The following is a 22,172-nucleotide window of genomic DNA, read 5'->3' as shown; positions in this document are numbered from 1 at the left end:
CCCTCGCGGCGCTTGCGAGGATCACAGCAGCCAGGGAGGTCAGGGGTGTCGCGACGCATCGTGGGCGTCACACTGGACAACCTGGAGCAGTTGCCCCGGCACTGCCGGCGCTGCGTGTACTGGGAGCTCGCGCCCCATCTGCGGGCGCAGGCCGAGGAGTTCGGCGAGACCGAGGTGGAGAAGGAGGCCTGGGTCTCCGCGGTGCTGCTCGAGTGGGGCTCGTGCGGCCGGATGATCTTCAGCGACAACCTGCCGGTCGGTTTCGTCCTCTACGCGCCGCCGACCGCCGTACCGAGGGCGAGCGCATTTCCGACGTCCCCGCCCAGCCCGGACGCGGTCCTGCTGACCTCGTTCAACGTGCTGCCGGAGTTCCGCGGCGGCGGTATCGGCCGAGTGCTCGTGCAGGCGGTGGCCAAGGACCTCACCAAGCGTGGCGTGCGAGCGATCGAGGCCTTCGGTGACACGAGGGGCGCCCCGATCGAATCCAGCACCGACGACGCCGGCACCGCGAGCGCTGCCGACACCGCGGACGGGGACGACGGTGGCGAGGGGCACAGGTGCGTGCTGCCCGCCCAGTTCCTGCAGAGCGTCGGGTTCAAGACCGTGCGTCCGCACCCGCGCTGGCCGAGGCTGCGGTTAGAGCTCCGTTCGGCGATCTCCTGGAAGGAAGACGTCGAGGCGGCACTGGAGAAGCTGCTGGGGCAGGTGGCGGTCACCACGGCGGAGCCGAGCATCACCCGCGCCTAAGCCCCTGCCCGATCCCGTGCGCCGGAAAGCAGCAGCTGCCTGAGTACGCCGACCATCCAGACGAACGTGAACGCGATGATCGTCGGGTTCTTCACGAACAACAGTGCGGCGAGGTAGCCCTGCCGCGCCGACTCCGGCAACAGCCCGCCGACGGGGCAGCAGTGACAGGCCACCGATCAGCGGAAGGTGGCGCCAGTAACACCGAAAGGCCCAGCGGGGCGCGGTGAGCGCCAGGCGCCCCTCGGCGGACCACGACGTCTTCATGGACGCGTGGTGGCCTTCCACGAGGCTGTGGGCACACACCTGGGGGTGAGCGCGGTCGACCAGCGGGCGCTGGCGTTCATCGCGCGGGAGGGGCCAACAGCGGCGGGCGCCGTCGCCAGGGAGATCGGGTTGACCCCCGGCGCGGTGACCGGCATGGTCGACCGCCTCGAACGGGCCCGGCTGGTGCGCAGGGAACCCGATCCCGCTGACCGCAGGCGCGTGCTGATCACCGCGATCCCGGGCGGGACGGGCCAGGTCGCCGATGCGTTCGCGGAACTCGGCACGGCGATGAACGCGGTGATGGGGCGCTACGACGAGTGCGGGTCATCGAGGACTACGTGCTGCGCACCATCGAGGTGCTGCGCCAGCAGACCAGGCAGCTCTCGGCTGGCGAGTCAGGTGTGCGAGGGCGTTGAGCGGACTCCCACCAGGGCCCGCGGCCCTACTCCGCCCTGGCGAGTTCGTGGGCGAGCACGTCAGCGAAGGTGAACGTCCCGGTCGGCTGGTCTCCCTCACCGAGCAGGTACAGCCGCTTCACCGCGATGAGGATGCCCTCGGCCACGACGTCCCGGAACGCCGGGTCGGCCAGCCTGCGCCGGTCGCCGGGGTTGGTCAGGTAGCCGATCTCGATCCGCACTGCCGGACAGCGGGTGAGTCGCAGGATCTCCCACGTCTTCGGATGTGTGCGGCAGTCCAGCAGGCCGGTGCGGGCGGCCAGTTCCCGCTGGATGAAGCCGGCCAGCAACTCGCCGACGGTGGACGTCGTGCCGTAACCATTGCCGAAGTGGAAGCTCGCGACGCCCTGCGCGTCCGGCGAGGAGTTCTGGTCGTTGTGCAGGGAAAGGAAGAGGTCGGCTCCGGCCTCGTTGGCGAACGCTGCTCGATCAGCTTCCGCGGGACCGTGCGACGGCCCTCGGGAGATCAGTGCCTCCATACCGGTGGCCTTCATCCTGCCTTCGAGCCTGCGCGCCAGGTCCCAGACGATGTCGGCCTCACGCAGGCCGTGGACCTCGATACCGGCGTCGGAGCCCCCGTGTCCGGGGTCGATGACGATGCGCTTGCCGCGCAGCCGCGGACCTGCCCTGCGCACCTGCTCCTGTTCCCGGAGGAAGACCGGCCTGCCACCCCTGGCCCTCGGGGAGAGCTGGCTGAGCGCGCGGACGACGGCCGCGCCACAGATCCCGTCCACCACGAGGCCGTAGTCCCGCTGGAAGTTCCGCAGTCCGTGCTCGGTCTGCGGACCGAACACACCGTCCGGACGGCCCGCGTCGTAGCCCAGTTCGGTGAGCCGGTCCTGCAAGGCGAAGACGTCGTCACCGTTGACCGGCGCCGAGATGAGGTACGCCAGCGGGCGGCTGCCGAGGTGGTAGTTGGCGCCCCGCAGGGCGCGGTAGGTCGCCGGACCCACGATGCCGTCGGTGATCAGGCCTCGACGCTGCTGGAACGCGCGCACGGCGTGTTCCACGGCGGAATCGAAGGACCCGTAACCATTGGCCCCATTCGCGGGCGGGAGCAGATCCAGTGCGGCGAGCATGGACCTGATCTCGGAGACGTCCGGTCCGGCGTCACCGCGGCGGAGTACCCGCATGCACTCCTCGCTCTTCCTTGGGCACCGATGGCGTACTCGATGCGATGCGGCTGTCTGGTCCCGGGGCGAACCCGGGGTTCTATTGTGCCCTGCGAACTCTCGGTGAGCGCGCAGGGCCGGTCTGTGCAGCACCCCACGTCACCGGCGGGTAGTCCGTGCACAGGACGTGACCTGCTGGGACGCGCTGGGTGACGAAGGTTCGGCGCTGCACGCCGAACGAGCGAAACCCGGGAGCCGCGTATATAGACGCACGCCCCCGGGTTTCGGTTGTCCTGCCGGGCGAAATCAGCCGATGACGTCGGAGAGATCCGAGAGCAGCGCCGCCTTCGGCTTGGCGCCGACGATCTGCTTCACCGGCTTGCCACCCTGGAACAGGATCAGTGTCGGGATGGACATCACCTGGTAGTCACGGGCGGTGTTCGGGTTCTCGTCGATGTCGAGCTTCGCGATGGTCAGCTTCTCGCCGTGCTCGGACGCGATCTCCTCGAGGACCGGCGCGACCATCTTGCAGGGGCCGCACCAGGTCGCCCAGAAGTCGACCAGAACCGGCTTTTCGCTGGTCAGGACGTCATCGGCGAAGCTGGCGTCGGTCACCTTCACGGGTGCGGTCATTGTCTGTCTCCTCATCTGTGGAAGTTGGTCGGGCAGGCGGGTCAGCTCGCCGGACTGGCGGCGTATCCGCCGCCGACCAGCTCGGGCGCCTCGTGCGCCTGCTCGGTCACAGCGTTCTCGGCGAGCCAGCGCTCGGCGTCGATCGCGGCGGCGCAGCCGGAGCCGGCCGCCGTGATGGCCTGCCGGTAGGTGTGGTCCACCAGATCGCCCGCGGCGAACACGCCGTCCAGGTTCGTGTAGGTGCTGCGGTCCCTGGTCAGCACGTAGCCCGAGTCGTCGAGGTCCACCTGCCCGCGCACGAGCTGGCTGCGCGGATCGTGCCCGATCGCCACGAAGAACCCGGTGATGTCGAGCGTGGACTCGTCGCCGGTCTTCGTGTCGCGCAACGTCAGGCCCTTGACGGTCCCGTCGCCGCGCACCTCGGTGATCTGCGCGTTCGTCCGCCAGCGAATCTTCTCGTTCGCCCGCGCCCGCTCCAGCATGATCTTCGAGGCCCGGAACTCGTCCCTGCGGTGCACGATGGTGACACTGCGGGCGAACTTGGTCAGGAAGGTGGCCTCCTCCATCGCGGAGTCCCCGCCACCCGCGACCGCGATGTCGTGGTCGCGGAAGAAGAAGCCGTCGCAGGTCGCGCAGGACGAGACACCGCGGCCGAGGTGTTCCTGCTCACCAGGCACGTTCAGATAGCGGGCGGCAGCCCCCATGGCCAGGATGACCGCGCGGGCCATGTAGCGCTGCCCGTTCACGGACACGTACTTGATGTCGCCGGTGAGGTCGAGCTCCTCGACGTCCTCGGCGCGCAGCTCGGCGCCGAAGTTCTTGGCCTGGGCCCGCATCTCCTCCATCAGGTCGGGACCCTGGATCCCTTCCCGGAAACCGGGGTAGTTCTCCACCTCGGTCGTCGTCATCAGCGCGCCGCCGAACTGCGAGCCCTCGAACACCAACGGCTCGAGTTGTGCGCGTGCGGCGTACACGGCCGCCGTGTATCCGGCGGGACCGGACCCCACGATGATCAGGTTCCGAACTTCCTCTGCAGCCACCCGTGACCTCCGCTCGTCGTGACTACCACCGTCAACACGATCGCAGGTCGTTGTGTTCCCGGGGTGACCGGGGGAACGCCCGACTATGCAGGACGAGTTGCCCCGTCAGCCGCCAGTGTCTTTTTGAGAACCCGTGACGCGATCACGTCGCCAGAGCACTCTTTTCCCAGAGCGGTTGACGTTGATGTCGATGGGCGCCATGCCGCCGAGATAGCGTGCCTTCGGCAAACGGGTTCGCGGATGGCCTTTCGTGTTGGTCTTCTCGGCTGCCCCGTCAGCCGCCCGCGCCCTTGCCGACGGTCTTGTCGAGCAGCAGCTCCGGGTTGCCCGGCCCGCAGTCCGGGGCGAAGGCGACCATCCGGAACTGGGCGAGTTCGCCCGTCGGGTAGAGCACCAGCACCGCTTCCCGGCCGTCGAGGGTGACCGGTCGCACGCCCGCGGGTTTGACGTCGGGATCGATGCCAGCGGCTTCGAGGCACACATCGAGTCGCTGCTGGTCGCCCAGTGGCCCGAAGTCCCGGACGCCGCTGATCTCGCCGAGGGCCGGACCGAGGCCGCCTTCGCTGCGCAGGGACAACGGCGGGGTACTCGACGCACCGTCCGTAGGAGGCGCGGCGGCCGGCTGCCCGCCGTCCGGCTGGCTCCCGTTCGGCACGATGATCGCGACCGCTGCGACGGCTGCCGCGGCAGCGGTCAGCAGACCCCCGCCCCAGCCGAGCATCCGGTTGCGCTTGCGCCGAGCCGCGTCGAGGCTCACCACCGGTGCGACGCCGGACTCACCCGGCTGTGCCGACTGACCTGTCCGGGAGACCTCAGCCGTCAGTGCCGCGTCGATCCTGGCCGCCACCTCGGGAGGCATCGGGGCCACCGGCTCCATCGGGAGCGCACCGAGATCGGCGACCGTGGAGTCGAGCGCGTCGAGTACCGCTCTTGCCTCCGGGTCGGCGTTCACCTGTGGCCACAGCCGGTTCGCCTCCGCGTCGTCCAGCACTCCCCCGTGCAGGTCGGCGAGCAGGTCGACAGACCATGGCGGGCCGACGGTGCCACCGATCCCCCGGCTCTCGTCCGTCATCGTCCCTCCCCGCTCCGTTTGCTTTCGTGAGTTGGGACGTCGCCGTCGGTGTCCGGGTTCCGCAGATGGCCGAGAACCTTCGCGAGTTTGGCGCGCCCCCGTGCACAGCGGCTCTTCACCGTTCCCTCGGCGATGTCCAGCAACTTCGCCGTCTCGGCCACCGAGTATCCCTCGACGTCCACCAGCACGATCGGAGCACGCTGGTCCTCGGGGAGCTGGTCCAGTGCCGCGCGGACCACCAGGGTCGTCTCCCGTTCGGCCATGGAGTCGCGCACCACGGCGGGTTCGTTGTGCCCGGTCTCGGGCAACGGCACGGTGGGCCGCGCCTGGCGCCTGCGGATGCGGTCGAGGCAGGCGTTCACCACGATCCGGTGCAGCCAGGTGGTGACCTGGGACTCGGCACGGAACTTCCCCGCGGCGCGGTAGGCGGAGATGAAGGCGTCCTGCAGTGCGTCCGCGGCCTCCTCCGGATCCCGCACCGTACGGAGGGCAACGGCCCACATCCGGTCGCGGTGTCTGCGGACCAGTTCGCTGAATGCGTGCGGATCGCCTGCGGCATGTGCCGCGATGAGGTCGGCGTCCGTGGGTGCGGCTGCGGTCACTCGGAAGAGACTACTAACCCGGGACGGTCACGATCCCCCAGGCCGAGGTGGGGTGATCCGGCTTTACTTCGCGGGCAGAAAGGCCAGCTCACCGAACTCCGAGACGAACTTCCCCTCCGGTCCGGAGAGCTTGGTGATCCAGACGATCACGTACTGCGACTGCACCGGCTGCTCGAGGCTGATCTCCTCCTGACCACCCTTCAGCTCGGCCTCGCCCACCTTCCGGGTGTCGTCGAGCGCGGCGTCGGGGCTGTCGGCGACCAGGATCTCCACCTTGGTACCGGGACTGTCGGCCTCGATCCGCACCTTGGACAGGTTGATGGACTCTTCGAAACCGGCGATCAGGCCGACGCCGGGCTTGAGCGCGGGCAGTTGCTGCTGGTACTGGTCGGTTCGCCAGATGGTCGTGGGATCGCCGTCCACGGCGTTGCCCGCCCGGCCCTCGTTGTCGCCGACACCCTCGGGGTTGTAGACCTCGACGCTCGCCGGGGTGACCGGATCACCGACCGCACCCTCCGGCGGCGGTTGGGGCTCGGGCTCGGAGGTATCGGCGGGAGGTGCGGACGTGGTGGACTCGGCGACGTTGACCGGGGGACCGCCGGATTCCGGATCGTCCTGGAAGAAGCTGATGGCCATCATGCCCAGCCAGGCGAGGATGCCGACGGCGGCCACGACGAGCACGGTGACGCCCAGCGCGAGCTTGCGCCGCCGCGCCGCATCCTTGACCGGCTTCTTCGTGGTCCAGATTCCACCGTCGGAGTCGACCCGGTCGTCCGGTTCCTCCGACCCGACCTGCTGGATCAACTGGGTCCGTTCCTCGGCCTCCGCGACCTGGTCCAGTACCCGCAGAATGGCCGATGCCGTACGGATACCGCCGTGGCCGCCGTCCTCGATGGTTCGGCCGGCCAGTGCGGAGAGTTCGGCGGGCACGCGGGGTTCCAGCGAGCGGGCGGGCACCACCGCACCACTCGGCGAGCGGGGCGCCGCGGGAATGGCCGGCGGTCCGCCGGGGAGCGCCCAGCGTCCGGTGAGCAGCAGGTAGAGGACCGCGCCGAGTGCCTTGACGTCATCGCGCAGGGTCGCGTCCGGCAGCGGGCCGGGAAACGCGAGCCGGAGCTTGCCGTCCGGGGTGAGTCGCAGCCGCTGGGGATGGTCGATGCCCAGCACGAGGCCCGACTGGTGGGCGGTCTCCACGGCCTCGGCCAGCGCCTGGACCATTCGGGCCGCGATGGCGGGAGGTGCCGGTTTCGTCGTGACCAGGTCCACCAGGTCACTGCCCTTTGTCCACTCGGCGACCACGATCCCGAGCAGGCCCTCGCTGGAGGTGATGCCGTTGCCGAGACTGAGCACGTCGAGGACCCTGGCGACGCCGCCGTGGGTGAACTTGGCCGCATGGGCGGCACGGTCGAGCGTGCGGCGCGCCTGCCGGGCCGCCTCCGCATCGGCCGGATCGCCGACCAGCATGGTCAGCGCGACGTCCCGGCGCAGCTGGCCGTCGCGGGCCCGCCACAGGTGAGCGCCTGCTCGCTCGTCGATGCCGAACTGCGCGAGCAGACGATAGCGGCCATCACCGACCACGCCCCCGGGTGCAAGTGACCCACCACGGGTGCGGACACCTGAACGGGGCCGACCCTCCACCTGCTCGCTCCCTTTCGTTGTTCACCTGCGCTGCGTCCACATCTCGTAGGACGAGGGTACGTGAACTCGTGTCCATTCGAGGTGTCCGAACTGTGCGCGGGGTCAGCTCCGCTTGACCAATCGGGTGATCCTGTTGGTCAGCGGCGCCAGCTCGTCCACCTTCAGGGCGATGAGCACCCCGAACGAGACGGCGATACCCACGATGCCCTGCAGGAACAACTTGATCCAGGCAGCCAGCACGGGATTGAGCGAGTCCGGCACGAGCCAGCCGACCAGCACCGCGGCGAGCACCCCGAGGCCGCTCGCGACAACGGTGAACAGAATCACGCCCAGCACCCGCTTGCTGCGCAGGTTGCCGAGCTGAACCCACAACCACACCTGCCCGAGGAGTGCTCCGACGACGAAGACGGCGGAGTTGACCATCATCACGCCCAGCACGACGTTCTCCGGGTCGAGCGTCGCCGCGGCCAGGTAGAGCAGCGGGATCTTCACCGCTGTCATCACGACCATGATCAGGGTCGGGGTGCGCGAGTCCTTCATCGAGTAGAAGACCCGCATCTGCAGCATGACCAGCGCATAGGGCAGCAGGCCGAACGCGGAGATGGCCAGTGTCTGACCGAGGCGCTCCGCATCGGCGATGTCCCCCTTGCCGAAGCTGAACAGGGCGATGCCGATCGACGTGCCCGCGACGGCCATCACCGCCGAGATCGGCAGCAGGGTCAGGGTGGTCAGCCGGGAACCGTAGGAGAGGTCGCCGATCAGGCGTTTGGTGTCGCCGTCGGCGGCGGCGCGGCTCATTCGCGGCATGATCGCGGTGAGCAGCGACACCCCGATGACGCCATATGGGAGCTGGAAGAGGAGCCAGGCGTTGGAGTAGGTGGTGATGCCGCCCTCGTCGCCGCCGCTGAGCACCCGGGTGTTGACGACCATCCCGATCTGGCTCACCACGACGTAGCCGAGGATCCAGACGGCCAGGCCACCGAACTCCTTGAGCCGCTCGTCGATCCCCCAGCGCCACTTGAACTGGAATCCGGACCGGCGCAACGCGGGGAACAGGAACAGTGCCTGCGCGACCATCGCGGTGAGCACGCCGAGACCGAGCACGAGCACCTTCGGTTCGCTCATGTACTCGACGTTCAGCGTCGGGTCTCCTGGCACGAGCGCGTAGAGCCCGATGGTCACGAAGATGACCAGGTTGTTCACCACCGGCGCCCACTGTGCGGGGCCGAAGATCTGCTTGGCGTTGAGCACGGCCGAGAGCACCGCGAACAAGCCGTAGAACAGCAGACCGGGCAGCAGCAGATAGGCGAACGCCGTGGCCAGCTCGATGTTGGCGCCGCCCGAGTCCTCCATCAGCACCGACGTGAGCAGCGGCGCGCAGACGGTCGACACCACGGTGCCGACCAGCAGCACCGTCACCGCCATCGTGATCAGCCGCTGGGTGTAGGCCTCGCCGCCGTCCTCGTCGTCCTGTGAACGGACGAGCAGCGGGACGACCACACTGGTCAGCACCCCGCCGAGGAGTAGTTCGTTGATGATCAGCGGCAGTGTGTTGGCGACGGTGAACGAGTCGTAGACCACGCCGATCGCGGCGACCCACGCCAGCATCACCTTCCACGCGAAGCCGGTGATCCGGCTGGTCAGCGTGGCGATCGCCATCCGGCCGCTGGCCTTGGCCAGTGAAGCGGGCTTCTTCGCGTCGCCGTCCGCCTCGGGCTTGACCTTGCGCTCCGGGGCGTAGCCCACGGCAGGCAGCCGGTCGCCGATCGGCTCGGAGTGCCGCGGACCGTCGAGGATGCGCGGCAGCATCCGCGTGGCCAGCTCGTCGTACGGCCGGAGCACGTCGGGGTCGGCCGCGGGCCAGCGGACACCGGGCGGAACGCCACGATCCCGCGGGATGTACTGCGTGGCTTCCGGGCCCTTCGCGTCCTCCTGCTGCCACGGCCGCACCGGCGGCGGTGGGCGCCGCGCCGGTGGTGGCGGAACCGGTGGCTGTCGGCGGGGCGGTGTCGGCGGTTGCCGTGGGGGCTGTTGCCTCGGCGGCTGCCTGCGTGGGGGCGGCTGTCCGCCCTGCGGCGGTGGCCCTCCCTGCGGCGGTGGCCCTCCGGGTGGGGGCTGACGTCGCGGAGGACGGCCCTGCTGCCCCGGTGGCGGTTGCTGCCGGGGGTTGCGGGGCGGCGGCCTGCCGTCGACCGGTGGTACAGGCGCACCACCGTCCACCGGGTGCCGCGGTCTGCGCTCGGGTGGCTGCGCCGAAGGGGGCGGTTGCTGTGCTTCCGGAGGGGGCACCACATGCTCAGGCCGTGCAGGGTGCGCCTCGCGCTCAGGTCGCGAAGCGGGTCCTCTGTCCAACACGTGCCCCATCGTCGGCGGTCATCTCGTCGACCCAGCGTAATCTCCGCACGCGAGAAGTGCGGCGGAGTCTCGCCGTGAGCCTGATCCCGATCACTGGGCGGCCGCCTTCCGCTCCTTGATCCGCCGGTAGATCCGGCGCCCCGAGAGCAGCAGCAGCGCTCCGGCCGCGCCCGCGGTGAGGACCAGCGTGATGACGCCGTACTCGTTCGAATTCAGTTCGAATCGGGCGGGAGTGCCCAGTTCGGTACCCCCGGGAGTGGTGAGCGAGACCACGACGCTGAACCGGCCCGCGCGCAGCGCCTCGGTGGGGATCCGCTGGGTGACCTTGGCCCCCGCCGGAATGGTGAGGTCCCCGACCGGTGCGGGGCGCAGGCCGGAGGCGTTGGCCAGCTCGACTCGCACGGTCATCACCACGGGCAGGTCGTTGGTCAGATAGAGGGGCAGCGGGGACGACCCCGAGGCGAGGGTCAGCGGCTGGCCCGGGGTTTCCACGGTCACCCGCTTGCGCATGGCTTCGACCTGCGCGTCGGCGTCCGCCACGGCGTTGCGCCTGCTCAAGAGGTCTGGCCAGGCGGTGGACGAGGCCCGCAGCAGACCGTTGCGCAGGGGCCGGGTCAGTTCCTCCGGTTCGATCTGCAGGGTGGCGTCCACCGACATGGCGTCGACGAGGTCACCGATCGTCGTGTCGATTTCCGACATGGCGTCCGTGACGTCCGCGGACACCTCGACGGACACCTCGGAGGCCGCGTAGCCGATCGTCGCCTCGCCCGACGGCTCCTCGCCGAGCAGTTGCTGCAGGGAAGCCGGAGCCGCGTACCCCGCCGTCATCAGCGCGCCGACGGTGTCCAGCATCGTCCGCAGTTCGCCTTCGGGGGCCGTCCACCCGTGCGGGGGAGCCACCAGCAGCGGGCCGCCGCTCCGCTCGTCCCCGAGGCCGGTGCGGAACGCCAGGGCCGCGAGCCCGTTCTGGACAGCCACGTCGGGCTCGTCTGCCGGGGTCAGCGCTCCGCCTGCCGCGGGCGTACCCGACAGCGAACGGGCGACGAGTGAGTCGAACGGTTGCGCCCGCAGCGAGGTGTCCGTCAGCCGGACGCCCGAGTCGCCCGGCCGCGTGGGCTCCAACTCGCCGGACGGAGTCAGCACCGCGCTGATCCCGGCCTGCCCGAGCCACGAGGCCGCGGTGCGGTCGAGCGGGCCGGACGGCCAGAGCACGCCGCCGAGCGGCCGCATGCCGAGCAGGCGCTGGATCGTGGGAGCGCCGTTGACGGCGGCGGCGCTCAGCTCCCGGTCGGCCGAACCGTCCCTGCGGACCCGGGAGAGCGTGCTGAGATCGGCGTCGGCGAAGGGCAGCTGCACGATGCACTTGCCGCGCACCAGGTTCCGCAGTGACTCCAGCCAGCGTTTCGCCGTCTCGGTGCCGCTACCCGCCACCGTTCCCGACGAGGTGCGGACCTGGTAGCCGCGGGCCATCGCCTCGACCGTCTCCAACAGGTCGGGATCGAGCCCGAAGCAGAGCGAGTCGAACACCTGCCCGTCGTCTCGCGCGGCCTCGGCAGCCGAGACCAGGCCGTTGAGCCGTCCGCCTGGGGCGAGGGCAGTGGCCAGCTCGTCGTCGGAGAGCACCACCTGCCCGTTGTAGGGCGCGGCGACGATCCGTGGCCTGGTGTCCGCGATGGGCCACAGCATGGTGACGTCGGTCGTGGTCCCCGGCGGCTCCGGGGCGGCGCCGCCGGGCACCCCGAGCACCGGGACCAGCATGTTCATCGAGGCCAGCCGGGCGGCACCGCCGTACTCCGGTGTGCCGTTGACGTTGACCAGCAGGGGGTAGACCCCGATCTGCTCGATCGTCAGCGAGTCCGGGCCCGCGTTCAGCGGTGCGGTGAGCCGCAGCGGTGCCGACTGTCCCGGTTCGAGGACATCGGCGACGTCGACGAAGCTCGTCATCGAGGCGTCAGTGGGGGGCGGCTCACTCAACGAGTCCGCGATCTCCCGCTCGGCGTCCTGGCGCGCACCCAGCTGCAGGCGGGCGGTCAGGTCGCTGATGCGCCGGTCACCGACGTTGGTGACGGTGCCCGACACGGTCAGTGTCTCCGAGTCGGTGTCGAGCACTCGTGGCGAGAACTGGTTGATGTCCAGCCGCAGCCGATTCGGCGTGTCCGGCAGCGGTTGCGCCGTTGCGGTGCCACCGACCAGGCCCGACGCCGCGAGGAACAGCAGCACCAGTGCGACGGCGAGGGGCGATTTCGCCCTGTGCGCGCTCACGACTCACCCTTCGCAATCGGTTCCGGCACCGGTCTCGGCATTCATCTCACCAGCGGCGAACAGTTGGCGGGCCTTGCGTACCAGTTTGCGCTCGTCGGCATAGGCGAGCTTGCCCTCGAGTTCGCCCACCGGCACCCAGGCCACCTCGGTGACCTCGACGTCCTCGTCGGACAGTTCGCCACCGGTGGCCTCGAGCAGGAAATGATGCACGGTCTTGTGCACCCGCCTGCGCTCGGCCACGAACCAGTAGTCGATCGTGCCGAGCGGCCGCAGTACCTGCGCGGAGATGCCGGTCTCCTCCTTCACCTCGCGCATCGCGGTCTCTTCGGTGGTTTCGCCGTCCTCGATGTGCCCCTTCGGCAGCGACCAGAGCAGTCTGCCCTGCCGGTCGAGCCTGCCGATCAGCACCGCCTCCGTGCGGTCCCGATCGACGACGAGACCACCTGCGGAGGTCTCGTCGACCGTGGTCAGCCTCCTGCCGCGGCGGCGCCGCGACCGGCGTCCCGGTTTGCCACCACCGGAGCGACCGGCCGATCCAGACATGCTGCGATGCTAGAGCAAATGCTCGCGCCGGTACGCTGGCTTCTCGTGTCCGTGTTGATCTGTCCGTGTAGTAAGCGCGGCTGTGCCGTGCCTCTCGACGGTCGCCCGACTAGTGAATAAGAGTCCTGGTGGGATCTGAGTGAACGAACTCCTCGCGAAGCGCAATGCGGTGACCGAACTGCTGCGGTTGTCGCCGGTCGCCGACCAACTCGCCGCCCGGTTCACCAAGGCGGGTCACTCGCTGTACCTGGTCGGCGGCAGCGTGCGCGACGCCCTGTTGGGCAGATTGTCCACGGACCTGGACTTCACCACCGACGCCCGACCCGATCGGGTGCAGCAGATCCTCGGCGGCTGGGCCGACGGTCTGTGGGACACGGGCATCGCGTTCGGCACGATCGGTGCCACGAAACAGGGCGTCACGCTGGAGATCACCACCTTCCGCGCGGATTCCTACGACCGGGTGAGCCGCAATCCCGAGGTGGCCTTCGGCGACTCGATCGAGAGCGATCTGCTGCGCAGGGACTTCACCGCCAACGCGATGGCGATCGATCTGTCGACCAGGACGTTCGTCGACCCGCACGGCGGGCTGGAGGCGGTCACCGGCAAGGTCCTGGACACTCCGGCCACCCCGGAGGAGTCGTTCGCCGACGATCCGCTCCGGATGTTGCGTGCGGCCCGGTTCGTCGCGCAGCTCGGGTTCGAGCCCGCGAAACGGGTGGTCGACGCGATGACCGCGATGTCGGCCGAGATCGGCCGGATCACCGCGGAGCGGGTGCAGACGGAGCTGTCCAAGCTGATGACGGGCGCTTCGCCGAGGGCCGGGATCGAACTGATGGTGCGCACCGGTCTCGCCGATCACGTGCTGCCCGAGGTGCCCGGAATGCGCCTGGCGATCGACGAGCACCACCAGCACAAGGACGTCTACGAGCACTCGCTGACCGTGCTCGACCAGGCGATCGACCTGGAGACCACGCACGAGCCCACCTCGGGACCGGATCTGGTGCTGCGCCTTGCCGCGCTGTTGCACGACATCGGCAAACCGGCGACCCGCAAGTTCGAGTCGGGTGGCGGGGTGAGCTTCCACCATCACGAGGTCGTCGGGGCCAAGATGGCCCGCAAGCGTTTGCGAGCGCTGCGTTATCCCAAGGACGTCATCGCCGACGTGTCCCAGCTGGTGTTCCTGCACCTGCGGTTCCACGGCTACGGCAAGGGCGAGTGGACGGACTCGGCGGTGCGCCGATACGTGACCGACGCGGGCGACCTGCTGCCCCGGCTGCACAAGCTGGTCCGCGCGGACTGCACCACGCGGAACAAGCGCAAGGCCGCCCAGTTGCAGCGCACCTACGACGACCTCGAGGAGCGGATCGCCAGGATCGCCGAGGAGGAGGACCTGGCCAGGGTGCGGCCGGACCTGGACGGCAACGAGATCATGAAGCTGCTCGGCCTGCCGCCGGGCCCGCTCGTCGGCAAGGCCTGGAAGCACCTGAAGGACGTGCGGCTCGACCGTGGCCCGCTGGAGTACGACGACGCGGTCGCCGAACTGCGGAAGTGGGCCGCCGATCAGGGCATCGAGCAGCCGGAAAGCGACTGACGGCGCGGCGCGCTAGATCACCCCAGGGCCAAATCAGGCGTGTTTGCCTTCCCTGCACACCTGTGTGCCAACTGTGCGCACGTGGGTGCCGTCGGCGCACGCGACTTTGCCGTCTGGGTCCGCCCTGCTTCCAAGCCCATCGGCAGGAAGTGCGACCAGGCGGTGGCCGGCTCGTCCTTCTCGGCGAAACCCAGCACGTGGAAGGAACCGTCCAGGCATGTGGCCGAGTTCGTAGTGGCACAGGGTGGAGGCCTGGAGGTCGCAGCCTCCAGCGAGACGTAGCCCCGCGCGACTCCACGCCGAACTCCTGCCACCAGCGGTTACCTCCCGTTACTCGGTGCGAGCAATATTCCGCCGGAAAGGCCGGAGCGGAATTGCGCCGCGCCGGGAGCGGCTTGCCGGGTAACGGATAATTCCTGGATGCCCGACCAAGACGGGAACCATCGCGGCAACTTCCTCGCGGCGCTCCTGCGTCGCGGCGCTCCCATGCTGGCCACCGCGCCGATCGACCTCGCCGACGAGCCGACCGATCCCGCAGCGGCGCAGGGGCTGGCGCGGTTCCGCCACCTGAACCGGCGCGGGGGCCGGGTCGAGCGGGACGGGCTGTTGCTGCGGGCCGCCCGCTACATCGCCCTCGTGCCACTGCTCTACCGGGTACTCGCGGTGCCCGGCGCGTTCGCCGCGTTCGTGGCGGGCGGAGAGCAAGGCCTGCTCCCGGTGCTGCTGGTGGCGGTGTGCTCGGTCGGGCTCAACGTGTTCGGTGTGGTCTGGCTGCTCAGGTCGACCGTGTTCAACGAGCGCAGGGCGGCCCGGCTGCTGGGTCTCGACGTGCTGTTCACCGTCGCGGCGCACCTGTTCGTCGCGGCGACCGTCCCGCCCGCCGCGTTCGAAGCCGCATTTGCCGTGCCCGGCAAGCACCTGCTCGGCGGTGTCGCGCTGTTCACCCTGCTGCTCGGGGTGCTCTGGGGTGGAGCTCTCGCGCTCACGGCTTTCCCACTGCAGCTCGCGGGCGCCTGGCTGAACGTGGGCCGGTTCGACCCGGAGGCCGCCCTCGGCGGCCTCGGCCAGCTTGCCGGGGTGCTGCTCACCGCGACCGGAGCGCTGATCCTGCTCGGGATGGGCACCCGCCTGGCGCTGGCACACGGCATCCGCGCCGGTCGGCAGGCGGAACGGGCGGTGCAGCACCGCAGGCTGCACGACACGGTGCTGCAGACCCTCGAGGCGATGGCGTTGCAGGACGATCCCGAACAGTTGCGGCGGATGGCCGGTGCCCAGGCCGGTGAGTTGCGCACACTGCTGGAGTCCGCGGAGGGCGGGAGCGGAAGACCACTCGGGGAGAAGCTGGGAGCGCTGGCGGCCGAGGTGGCCAGGGAGGGCCTGCGTGCTCAGGTGGTGGTCGCCGAACTCGACGACGAGGCGTTGTCCGAGGTCCGGCAGCTCGCCGTGCGCGATGCCGTCAGGGAGGCGCTGCGCAACACCAGGAAACACGCGCACACGGACAAGGTGGTCGTCCGGGTCGAGGAGCGCGACGGCGGGCTCACGACGATCGTCCGCGACCACGGCGCGGGGTTCAGCCAGGAGAGCAGGCCGCCCGGCTTCGGCATCAGCGAGTCGATCAAGGCCAGGCTTGCCGAGGTCGGTGGCAGCGCCCGGGTCGAATCGGCTCCCGGTGCGGGGACCAGGGTCACCCTCTGGGTTCCGTTCTGAGTGACTTCTCAACCGAGGCGTTCGAGCGCGGCCGTCTCCAGGTGGTGGGCCACCGGGCGGGGCAGCAGATAGGTGATCGCACCGCCGGGCAGGCCGTTCCACGGCACGGCCACGCCGGCGAGCACCCGCAGCCTGCGCCGCAGCACGTAGCTGTGCCGGTCGTGTTCGCGCTCGAAGGTCAGCGAGGTCTCGGGGAACGGCGTTCCCTCGGGATGCGCGAGATTGCCCGCTTCGGTGCCGTACCGGGTGATGGTGGTGCCCTCCGGCAGCACCACCATCCGCTTGCCGCGGTAGAACGTCAGCGGCGGTTCGCCGCGCGCGGGCAGCACGGGCCAGTCCGTGGCGTGCGCGGCAGGTTCGCGTGCCTCGACGTCGGCAGGAAGGGCGCAGCGTCCCGGGTACAGCAGCAGGGACCCGAGCAGCGCACGCGCGGCCTGTTCGATGCGCGGGAAGTGCATCGGCTCCACGGGCCCGCCGTCGGCGAACCGGGCGACCTGCCAACCTTCGCCGGTGCGCAGCAGGCACCACGCGCCGTCGGCGGACTCACCGATCCGGTAGACGTCCTCGCCGATGCCCTGCTCGGCCAGTCGTCGCCGTAGCGTGGCGAGCACCTCGGAGCCGTACAGCTCCCGATCCGGTTCCGCGCCTCGCTCGATTGCCGCTTCGAGGGCGCGCTCGGCGTCCGCTGCCACGTCGCCGAGGTCGGCAGCGGTCTGCTTGGGGCGAGGGGCGCCGAGGATGTCCGCCTCGGCGGTCGCCCGCACGCGCTCTCCGACGTACGGCGGGCGGTGCCCGGCGGCGCGGATGTGCGCGAGCAGGTCGGGTTCCGGCGGCAGCCCGTATTTGCGCAGGTAGTGCGGTACGGACGCGGGCCAGATCCAGGTTCCGTCCGTGTGGAAGGCGTCCGGCACGTCCGGCGGGTTGTGCGGGGCGAAGATGTCCGGCAGCAGGCCGGGTTTGTGCAGCGCGACCGGTGCGCGGTACAGGTAGCCGAGCACCGCCCGAGCCTCGTCCTGCGCCACCGGCTGCCGGTTGACCACCGGCGGCTCGCCCTCGTTGTGCGCGTCCACCACCAGCGCCCGCCGGAACTCGACGTCCAGGGGCAGGCCCGCACGGGCGGCCAGCCACTGCGGCACCTGCTTGCGTTCACGGGGGTGGTACTCGAGCTCGGCCTCGTAGGAGCGGGCGGAGGTGCGGCCCCGTGCGCCGGGGGCGAGGCGCCAGTTCGGCTCGGTCTCCTTGTCGAAGTCGAAGTCGAAGTTCGATGCGGAGTCGAGCGTGAACGTCCCCTGCAGCCAGGTGCCCACGCCCGGCTCGTACATCGCCGAGCGCAGCCTGGCGAAGAGGTGGCCGAGTTCCGGTGGCGAGGACAGCGACACCACCACGTCCTCGGCCACGGCCCGTACCTCGAGTTCGGAGTAGTCCCCGACCTGCCGGAACTGCGCGGCGACCCGTTGCCAGCCGTCCGGCAGCGTGCGGACCATCGTCCGCCCGATCGCCCGTAGCAGTGCGGTGTGCTCGCCCGCACCCGGTTCGGGCCGGGTGCCGGCGGCGGTGAAGTCGTGCCGTTCCTGCCAGAGCGCCATGACGCTCTCGGGATCCGACGTGGTCGTGGTGAGGTCGGTCAGCCCCAACTGGCCTGCGATGGCCTCGTCCTGCCCGGTCCAGCGCAGGGTCAGTTCGGCGTCGCCGGACTCTGGCGCGATGCGGTAGATCTCGTCGTCGTAGAGGCAGTGGGTGTGCACGGTGAACGTGGCTGCGACCTCGGTCTCGGGCACCACCTTGGCGGGCAGGTCCCGCCACCGCGTGTCGAATCCCTCCGGCGCGTCCTCTGCGTCCTTGTCGGACCGCGCGACCAGCAACACCGTCGAATCCGCGGTCGATCGCTGCGCTCGGTAGACCTGGTCGTTCCACACGGCGTAGAGCCCGTCAGGACGGTCGGCCACTTCGACTCGGTAACGCAAAGTCCGCTCCCCCTCGCAGTGCGTGAATCCGGCAAGGTTTGTTCACGCCCGTACGTCACCTGGTGCAGGTCTCTCGCCCGCATCGGGGCGTCCGCGACCACCCGCCGGGCGGCCCCGTCCACACCGATTGTGAACAACCCTCACAAGTCCCCATCGAACTTGACGTGAATCAAACTTAGTAGGTGACGTACCCGGCGAAACACCGGCCGTCACCCGGCTGGGCCAGCGCGTCGGCTTGCGCGGACGAAGCCAACGGCTCCGAGCAGGTAGAGCACGATCGCGCCGACGAGCAACGCGGGCGCGTGCCCGTCCGGTGGCGCGAGCAGTGCCGCCACCGTGACCGCGAGGACCTGGGTGACGTTGAACAGCGTGTCGTAGAGCGCGAACACTCGGCCACGGGACTCGTCCCCGATATCGCGCTGCACGGAGGCGTCCACGCACAACTTGATCACCTGGCCCGCCGAGGTCACCGCGAACGAGGCGATCAGCACGGTCGGCAGCAGGAACGGCAGGCCGAGGCCGGCCTGCGCGACCGCGGCCAGCAGCAGCGAGCCGACGATCGCGCGCCGCCTGCCGAACCGCTCGACCAGCCGGGGAGTGAGGTAACCGGCGAGCACGATGCCCGCGCCACCGAGCACCGCCACTTGGCCGAGCCCGGCCAGGCCCGCCTTGAACGGTCCCTCGTCGGTGAACGAGAAGCGCATGAGCAGCACCGTGAGCAGCAGTGCGATCCCGAAGGCCGCCCGGTGCGCGAGCAGCGCGACGAAGCCCGCGCGAACGCCGGGACAGCGCAGCGCCGCCCGTGCCCCGTCGAAGAGACCCCTCGCGACGGCGGTTACCGCGTCGGCGGGTTCGTCGACGCGGGTCGGTCCGAGCAGACCGCGCGGGATCCGCAGCGCGACCAGCGCGGCAGTCACGGAGCCCACGGCGGCGATGGCGGTCGTCGCTCCCGAGCCGGTGTCTCCGGCGCCGAGCAGGGTGCGCAGCCCGATGGCGCAACCGCCGCCGAACACCGCGATCACCGCGCCGAGAGTCGTGGCCAGTGCGTTCGCCGTGACGATCGAGCGCTCGGGCACCACGTGCGGCAGTGCCGCGGACAGTCCGGCGCCGGCGAACCTGGAGATGGCCATCACCAGCAGCGCGAGGGTGAACAAGCCGATGCCGTTCACGCCTAGCGCCACTCCGCCCGCGCAGCACAGGATGGCGATCGCGCGCAGGGCGTTGGCGACGATCAGTACCCGCCTGCGGTCCCATCGGTCGAGCAGCGCGCCGGCGAACGGCGCGATCAGCGAGTACGGCAGCAACAGCACGGCGAATCCGCCCGCGATGGTCAGTGCGTCGGCCGCCCGTTGCGGGTTGAACAACACGGCTCCGGCCAGCCCCGCCTGGAAGACGCCGTCACCCCACTGCGCTGGGAAGCGGGTCCAGAGCAGGTGCCGGAACTCCGCCATCCGGAAGAGCGCGCGTGGCGAGATCCGCTCGGCCGCGCCGTCGGCGACCGCGGTTTCCTGGTCGAAGGGCGCGCTGGTGGTCACGATGGTCCAGCCTACGGGGCTCAGGAGCGGAGGTCGGCTCGCCGCGGAGCCGGGAAGTGGTGGGCCGGCGCACCTGGTCGCCTCACGGCGGCATGGCGCGGTGTGGCTCCTGCCGAACGGTATTCCACAACGGCCCTTCTCAAGTGGGCCCGGGGGACACGGAGTGCGCCGGCCACCTGGTTAACGGCCCACGGCGCACTGGTGTTCCCCGACGGATGGGATCATGTACGCGTGCGAGCGGACGCCGAGGTTGAGCCGGGAACACTCCTGGTCGCTGCCCCAACGATGTTCGACCCGAACTTCCGGCGAACCGTGGTGTTCGTCATCGACCACCGCGAGGAAGGCACGCTCGGCGTGGTGCTGAACCGGCCGAGTGAGGTGCCGGTCGACGACGTGCTGCCGAACTGGGGCACCCATGTGGTCGAGCCGCAGTCGGTGTTCGTCGGCGGCCCGGTGGAGAAGAAGACCGCACTGTGTCTCGCGGCGCTGCGTACCGGTGAGACGGCCGCGAGCGTCCCCGGGGTGATCGCGGTCCGCGGTCCCGTGGCGCTGGTCGACCTCGACGCCGACCCGGACCTGCTCATGTCGAAGGTGCGCGGCCTACGGGTGTTCGCCGGATACGCGGGCTGGGACGCGGGGCAACTGGCCGGGGAGATCGACCGCGGGGACTGGCTGATCGTGGCCGCACTGCCCAGCGACGTCCTGGCCACCCCCAAGCACGACCTGTGGGGCCAGGTGCTGCGCCGGCAGGGCGTGCCCACCGCCCTCCTGGCCACCCACCCCGGCGACCTCCAACGCAACTAAGCAGAAGGTGTGCCTGCAAGTACCACCAAGCAAGATCGACAACATCGTCAACCGCTACCAAGTCACCGTCAGCTCGGTAGCGGAAAAGGGCGAACTGGATCTTGCATGGTGGTACTTGCAGACGCGCCAAAGGGCCACAGCGATGGGTGCGCGGCGCTCCCTACTGAGCTGCGTCCGCCGCGAGAGCGGAACCACAGCCGCCCCCGCCGCAGGCGCAGCCGCCGCAGCCGGTCGGCGCGGGCGGCGCGGGCACCGCCGTAGCGGCTCGGTGCCCGAGGACGCCGCCACCCGCGAGCAGGGCGAACATCCCGAGCAGCCCGATCACCGATGCGGCGATGAGTCCTCCGGTAGTCGGCATCAGCAGCCCGGCGCCACCGCCGATGACGCCGACTGCTCCGGCCACCATCGTCGGCATCCCGGCGACCTTGTTCGCGACGCGAAACGCCTCGTCACTGCGCAGCGTGGCGGCGGTGCGGACTCCGGCGCCGCGGTCCCGGGGCAGCTTCTCCCGCCAGCCGAGGTAGCCGCCCCAGCCGACCAGGACGCCGAGCAGGACCGGAAGCAGCGCGATGAAGAACACGCCTTCAGCGTAGAGCGTCATGTGGAGGCAACCCTGTCGCTACCCTGATGCGCTGTGCTGCACGTCATGTCACGACGCTCATTTGCCGCAGTCCTTGCCTGCGCCTTCGTGCTCGGCCTCGTCCACTCTCCCGGTCACGGCACCGCAGGCGCAGCGGAAGCGGGTGCGCTCCGATCCGTCCGGTTGATCGGCGAGCAAACCCTCCCCCACCGCCTCGACTTTCAGGGCACGACGGTCGGCGGGCTGTCCAGCATCGACTACGACCCCCGCACCGGCGAGTACGTGCTGATCAGCGATGACCGGTCGCAGCTGCAGTCCGCCCGCTTCTACACCGCACGCCTCGACGTGGGCACGCACGAACTCGGCGAAGTCCGGCTGACCGGCACCCACACCTTCACGGGCGCGGACGGAGCCGCCTACCCGGCAGGGTCGGTGGACCCGGAAGAACTGCGGGTGGACCCGTTCAGCGGGCGGTACTACTGGTCACAGGAGGGCGAACGGACCACGGACGTCCTGCTCGACCCCTCGGTGCGGGAGGCACGGCGCGACGGCCGGTACGTCCGCGACCTGCCCATCCCGGACAACTCGCGGATGACCGAGGACGCCGGACCCCGCCGCAACCTCGGGCCGGAGGGCCTGACCTTCGCCGCGTCCGGCGCGCTGGTCACCAGTGCGATGGAGGGGCCGCTGCTGCAGGACGGCCCGGAGGCCGACACGACCCGTGGCGCGCTCTCGCGGATCACCGTGCAGGGCCGCCGAGGGCCGGTGCTCGCGCAGTACGCCTACCCGATGGAGCCGGTGTTCGCCGAGCCGGTGCCCGCTGACGGGTTCGCGACCACCGGCGTCTCCTCGATCCTGGCCGAGAACGCCCTGGACCCGACGCGGTACCTGGTGATGGAGCGATCCTTCGTCGAAGGAGTCGGCAACCGGATCCGGATCTACCGGATCGACACCAGCGGTGGAACCAACGTCCGGCACGCTGATTCCCTCGGCGACGTGGACCGCCTACGCCCGGTCCGCAAACGTTTGCTGCTCGATCTCGCGGACCTCGGACTCACCACGGTCGACAACGTCGAGGGGATGACCTGGGGGCCTCGGCTGCCCACCGGCGAGCGGACGCTGCTGTTGGTCAGCGACGACAACTTCTCCCCGAGCCAGGTCACCCAGTTCGTCGCGCTCGCGCTGCGGTAGCTGGGCTGGCCGGAAACTCGGTGGTCGGGGTGGTTACCATGAGTTCCATGAAGTCGGCCAGTCTGCTTACCTGGCCG

The 22,172-nt window shown here is 70.1% G+C and carries 19 protein-coding genes; 6 read left to right on the top strand and 13 right to left on the bottom strand.

The features are described from left to right. Positions 1 to 45: 45 nt before the first annotated feature. Complete coding sequence (locus tag BM199_RS02825; RefSeq protein WP_091668877.1) at positions 46 to 747, top strand: GNAT family N-acetyltransferase; 702 nt, start codon at positions 46 to 48, stop codon at positions 745 to 747. Here the strand turns inward: BM199_RS02825 and BM199_RS02820 are convergent. Beyond that, positions 744 to 920: a hypothetical protein gene (locus BM199_RS02820; protein WP_245788094.1), complete on the bottom strand. Its 177-nt coding sequence runs from the start codon at positions 918 to 920 to the stop codon at positions 744 to 746. The two genes, BM199_RS02825 and BM199_RS02820, sit on opposite strands and share 4 nt — an antisense overlap. Positions 921 to 1,020: 100 nt before the next feature. Between BM199_RS02820 and BM199_RS02815 the strand changes: the two genes are divergently transcribed. Next, a complete protein-coding gene (locus BM199_RS02815) occupies positions 1,021 to 1,500 on the top strand; it encodes a MarR family winged helix-turn-helix transcriptional regulator (protein WP_245788093.1) in 480 nt (159 codons plus the stop codon). On the opposite strand, the gene BM199_RS02810 is transcribed toward BM199_RS02815, so the two are convergent. The 9 genes from BM199_RS02810 to BM199_RS02770 all read right to left on the bottom strand — a co-directional run bounded on the left by BM199_RS02810 (position 1,454) and on the right by BM199_RS02770 (position 12,723). Continuing rightward, positions 1,454 to 2,599: an N-acetylmuramoyl-L-alanine amidase gene (locus BM199_RS02810; RefSeq protein ID WP_091668874.1), complete on the bottom strand. Its 1,146-nt coding sequence runs from the start codon at positions 2,597 to 2,599 to the stop codon at positions 1,454 to 1,456. The two genes, BM199_RS02815 and BM199_RS02810, sit on opposite strands and share 47 nt — an antisense overlap. Positions 2,600 to 2,884: 285 nt before the next feature. Then, positions 2,885 to 3,211: a thioredoxin gene (gene trxA, locus BM199_RS02805; protein ID WP_091668872.1), complete on the bottom strand. Its 327-nt coding sequence runs from the start codon at positions 3,209 to 3,211 to the stop codon at positions 2,885 to 2,887. A 41-nt stretch (positions 3,212 to 3,252) separates the two neighbouring features. Further along, a complete protein-coding gene (trxB, locus tag BM199_RS02800) occupies positions 3,253 to 4,251 on the bottom strand; it encodes a thioredoxin-disulfide reductase (protein WP_091668869.1) in 999 nt (332 codons plus the stop codon). 274 nt (positions 4,252 to 4,525) lie between these two features. Beyond that, positions 4,526 to 5,323: a hypothetical protein gene (locus tag BM199_RS02795; protein WP_091668866.1), complete on the bottom strand. Its 798-nt coding sequence runs from the start codon at positions 5,321 to 5,323 to the stop codon at positions 4,526 to 4,528. After that, positions 5,320 to 5,925, bottom strand: coding sequence for an RNA polymerase sigma factor SigM (sigM, locus tag BM199_RS02790; protein ID WP_091668864.1), 606 nt, complete (start codon positions 5,923 to 5,925; stop codon positions 5,320 to 5,322). Before sigM ends, BM199_RS02795 begins: the two co-directional genes overlap by 4 nt. A gap of 63 nt (positions 5,926 to 5,988) precedes the next feature. Next, the gene (locus BM199_RS02785) at positions 5,989 to 7,563 is read right to left on the bottom strand and encodes a protein kinase family protein (protein ID WP_091668861.1); all 1,575 of its coding nucleotides are present in this window, start codon (positions 7,561 to 7,563) and stop codon (positions 5,989 to 5,991) included. Between the two features lie 102 nt (positions 7,564 to 7,665). Then, positions 7,666 to 9,513, bottom strand: coding sequence for a murein biosynthesis integral membrane protein MurJ (murJ, locus tag BM199_RS02780; RefSeq protein ID WP_091668859.1), 1,848 nt, complete (start codon positions 9,511 to 9,513; stop codon positions 7,666 to 7,668). A gap of 495 nt (positions 9,514 to 10,008) precedes the next feature. Continuing rightward, entirely contained in the window at positions 10,009 to 12,180 is a 2,172-nt protein-coding gene (locus BM199_RS02775) for a DUF6049 family protein (protein ID WP_245788091.1), read from the bottom strand. A gap of 3 nt (positions 12,181 to 12,183) precedes the next feature. Then, positions 12,184 to 12,723, bottom strand: a complete 540-nt coding sequence (locus BM199_RS02770; protein WP_091668857.1) for an NUDIX hydrolase — start codon at positions 12,721 to 12,723, stop codon at positions 12,184 to 12,186. Between the two features lie 139 nt (positions 12,724 to 12,862). Here BM199_RS02770 and BM199_RS02765 point away from each other — a divergent pair, with 139 nt between their 5' ends. Together BM199_RS02765 and BM199_RS02755 are read left to right on the top strand one after the other, a co-directional pair. Beyond that, positions 12,863 to 14,314, top strand: coding sequence for a CCA tRNA nucleotidyltransferase (locus BM199_RS02765; RefSeq protein ID WP_091668854.1), 1,452 nt, complete (start codon positions 12,863 to 12,865; stop codon positions 14,312 to 14,314). A 420-nt stretch (positions 14,315 to 14,734) separates the two neighbouring features. Beyond that, positions 14,735 to 16,021: a sensor histidine kinase gene (locus BM199_RS02755; protein WP_091668849.1), complete on the top strand. Its 1,287-nt coding sequence runs from the start codon at positions 14,735 to 14,737 to the stop codon at positions 16,019 to 16,021. 8 nt (positions 16,022 to 16,029) lie between these two features. On the opposite strand, the gene BM199_RS02750 is transcribed toward BM199_RS02755, so the two are convergent. Further along, the gene (locus BM199_RS02750; protein ID WP_091668846.1) at positions 16,030 to 17,985 is read right to left on the bottom strand and encodes a TNT domain-containing protein; all 1,956 of its coding nucleotides are present in this window, start codon (positions 17,983 to 17,985) and stop codon (positions 16,030 to 16,032) included. A 209-nt stretch (positions 17,986 to 18,194) separates the two neighbouring features. Then, positions 18,195 to 19,436 carry an MFS transporter gene (locus BM199_RS02745; RefSeq protein ID WP_091669735.1) on the bottom strand — a complete coding sequence of 414 codons (1,242 nt, stop codon included), beginning with the start codon at positions 19,434 to 19,436 and terminating at the stop codon, positions 18,195 to 18,197. A 285-nt stretch (positions 19,437 to 19,721) separates the two neighbouring features. On the opposite strand from BM199_RS02745, the gene BM199_RS02740 reads away from it, so the two are divergent. After that, positions 19,722 to 20,324 carry a YqgE/AlgH family protein gene (locus BM199_RS02740; RefSeq protein WP_281245649.1) on the top strand — a complete coding sequence of 201 codons (603 nt, stop codon included), beginning with the start codon at positions 19,722 to 19,724 and terminating at the stop codon, positions 20,322 to 20,324. Between the two features lie 160 nt (positions 20,325 to 20,484). Here the strand turns inward: BM199_RS02740 and BM199_RS02735 are convergent, their stop codons facing one another. Continuing rightward, entirely contained in the window at positions 20,485 to 20,904 is a 420-nt protein-coding gene (locus BM199_RS02735) for an SdpI family protein (RefSeq protein WP_091669732.1), read from the bottom strand. A gap of 66 nt (positions 20,905 to 20,970) precedes the next feature. Here BM199_RS02735 and BM199_RS02730 point away from each other — a divergent pair, with 66 nt between their 5' ends. After that, positions 20,971 to 22,095: an esterase-like activity of phytase family protein gene (locus BM199_RS02730; protein WP_091669730.1), complete on the top strand. Its 1,125-nt coding sequence runs from the start codon at positions 20,971 to 20,973 to the stop codon at positions 22,093 to 22,095. Positions 22,096 to 22,172 lie beyond the last annotated feature (77 nt).

Source organism: Amycolatopsis marina, assembly GCF_900111885.1.
GTDB classification, from domain to species: domain Bacteria; phylum Actinomycetota; class Actinomycetes; order Mycobacteriales; family Pseudonocardiaceae; genus Amycolatopsis; species Amycolatopsis marina.
The sequence above is the reverse complement of the archived record's forward strand: the minus strand, read 5'-3'. Positions and strand labels throughout refer to the sequence as shown.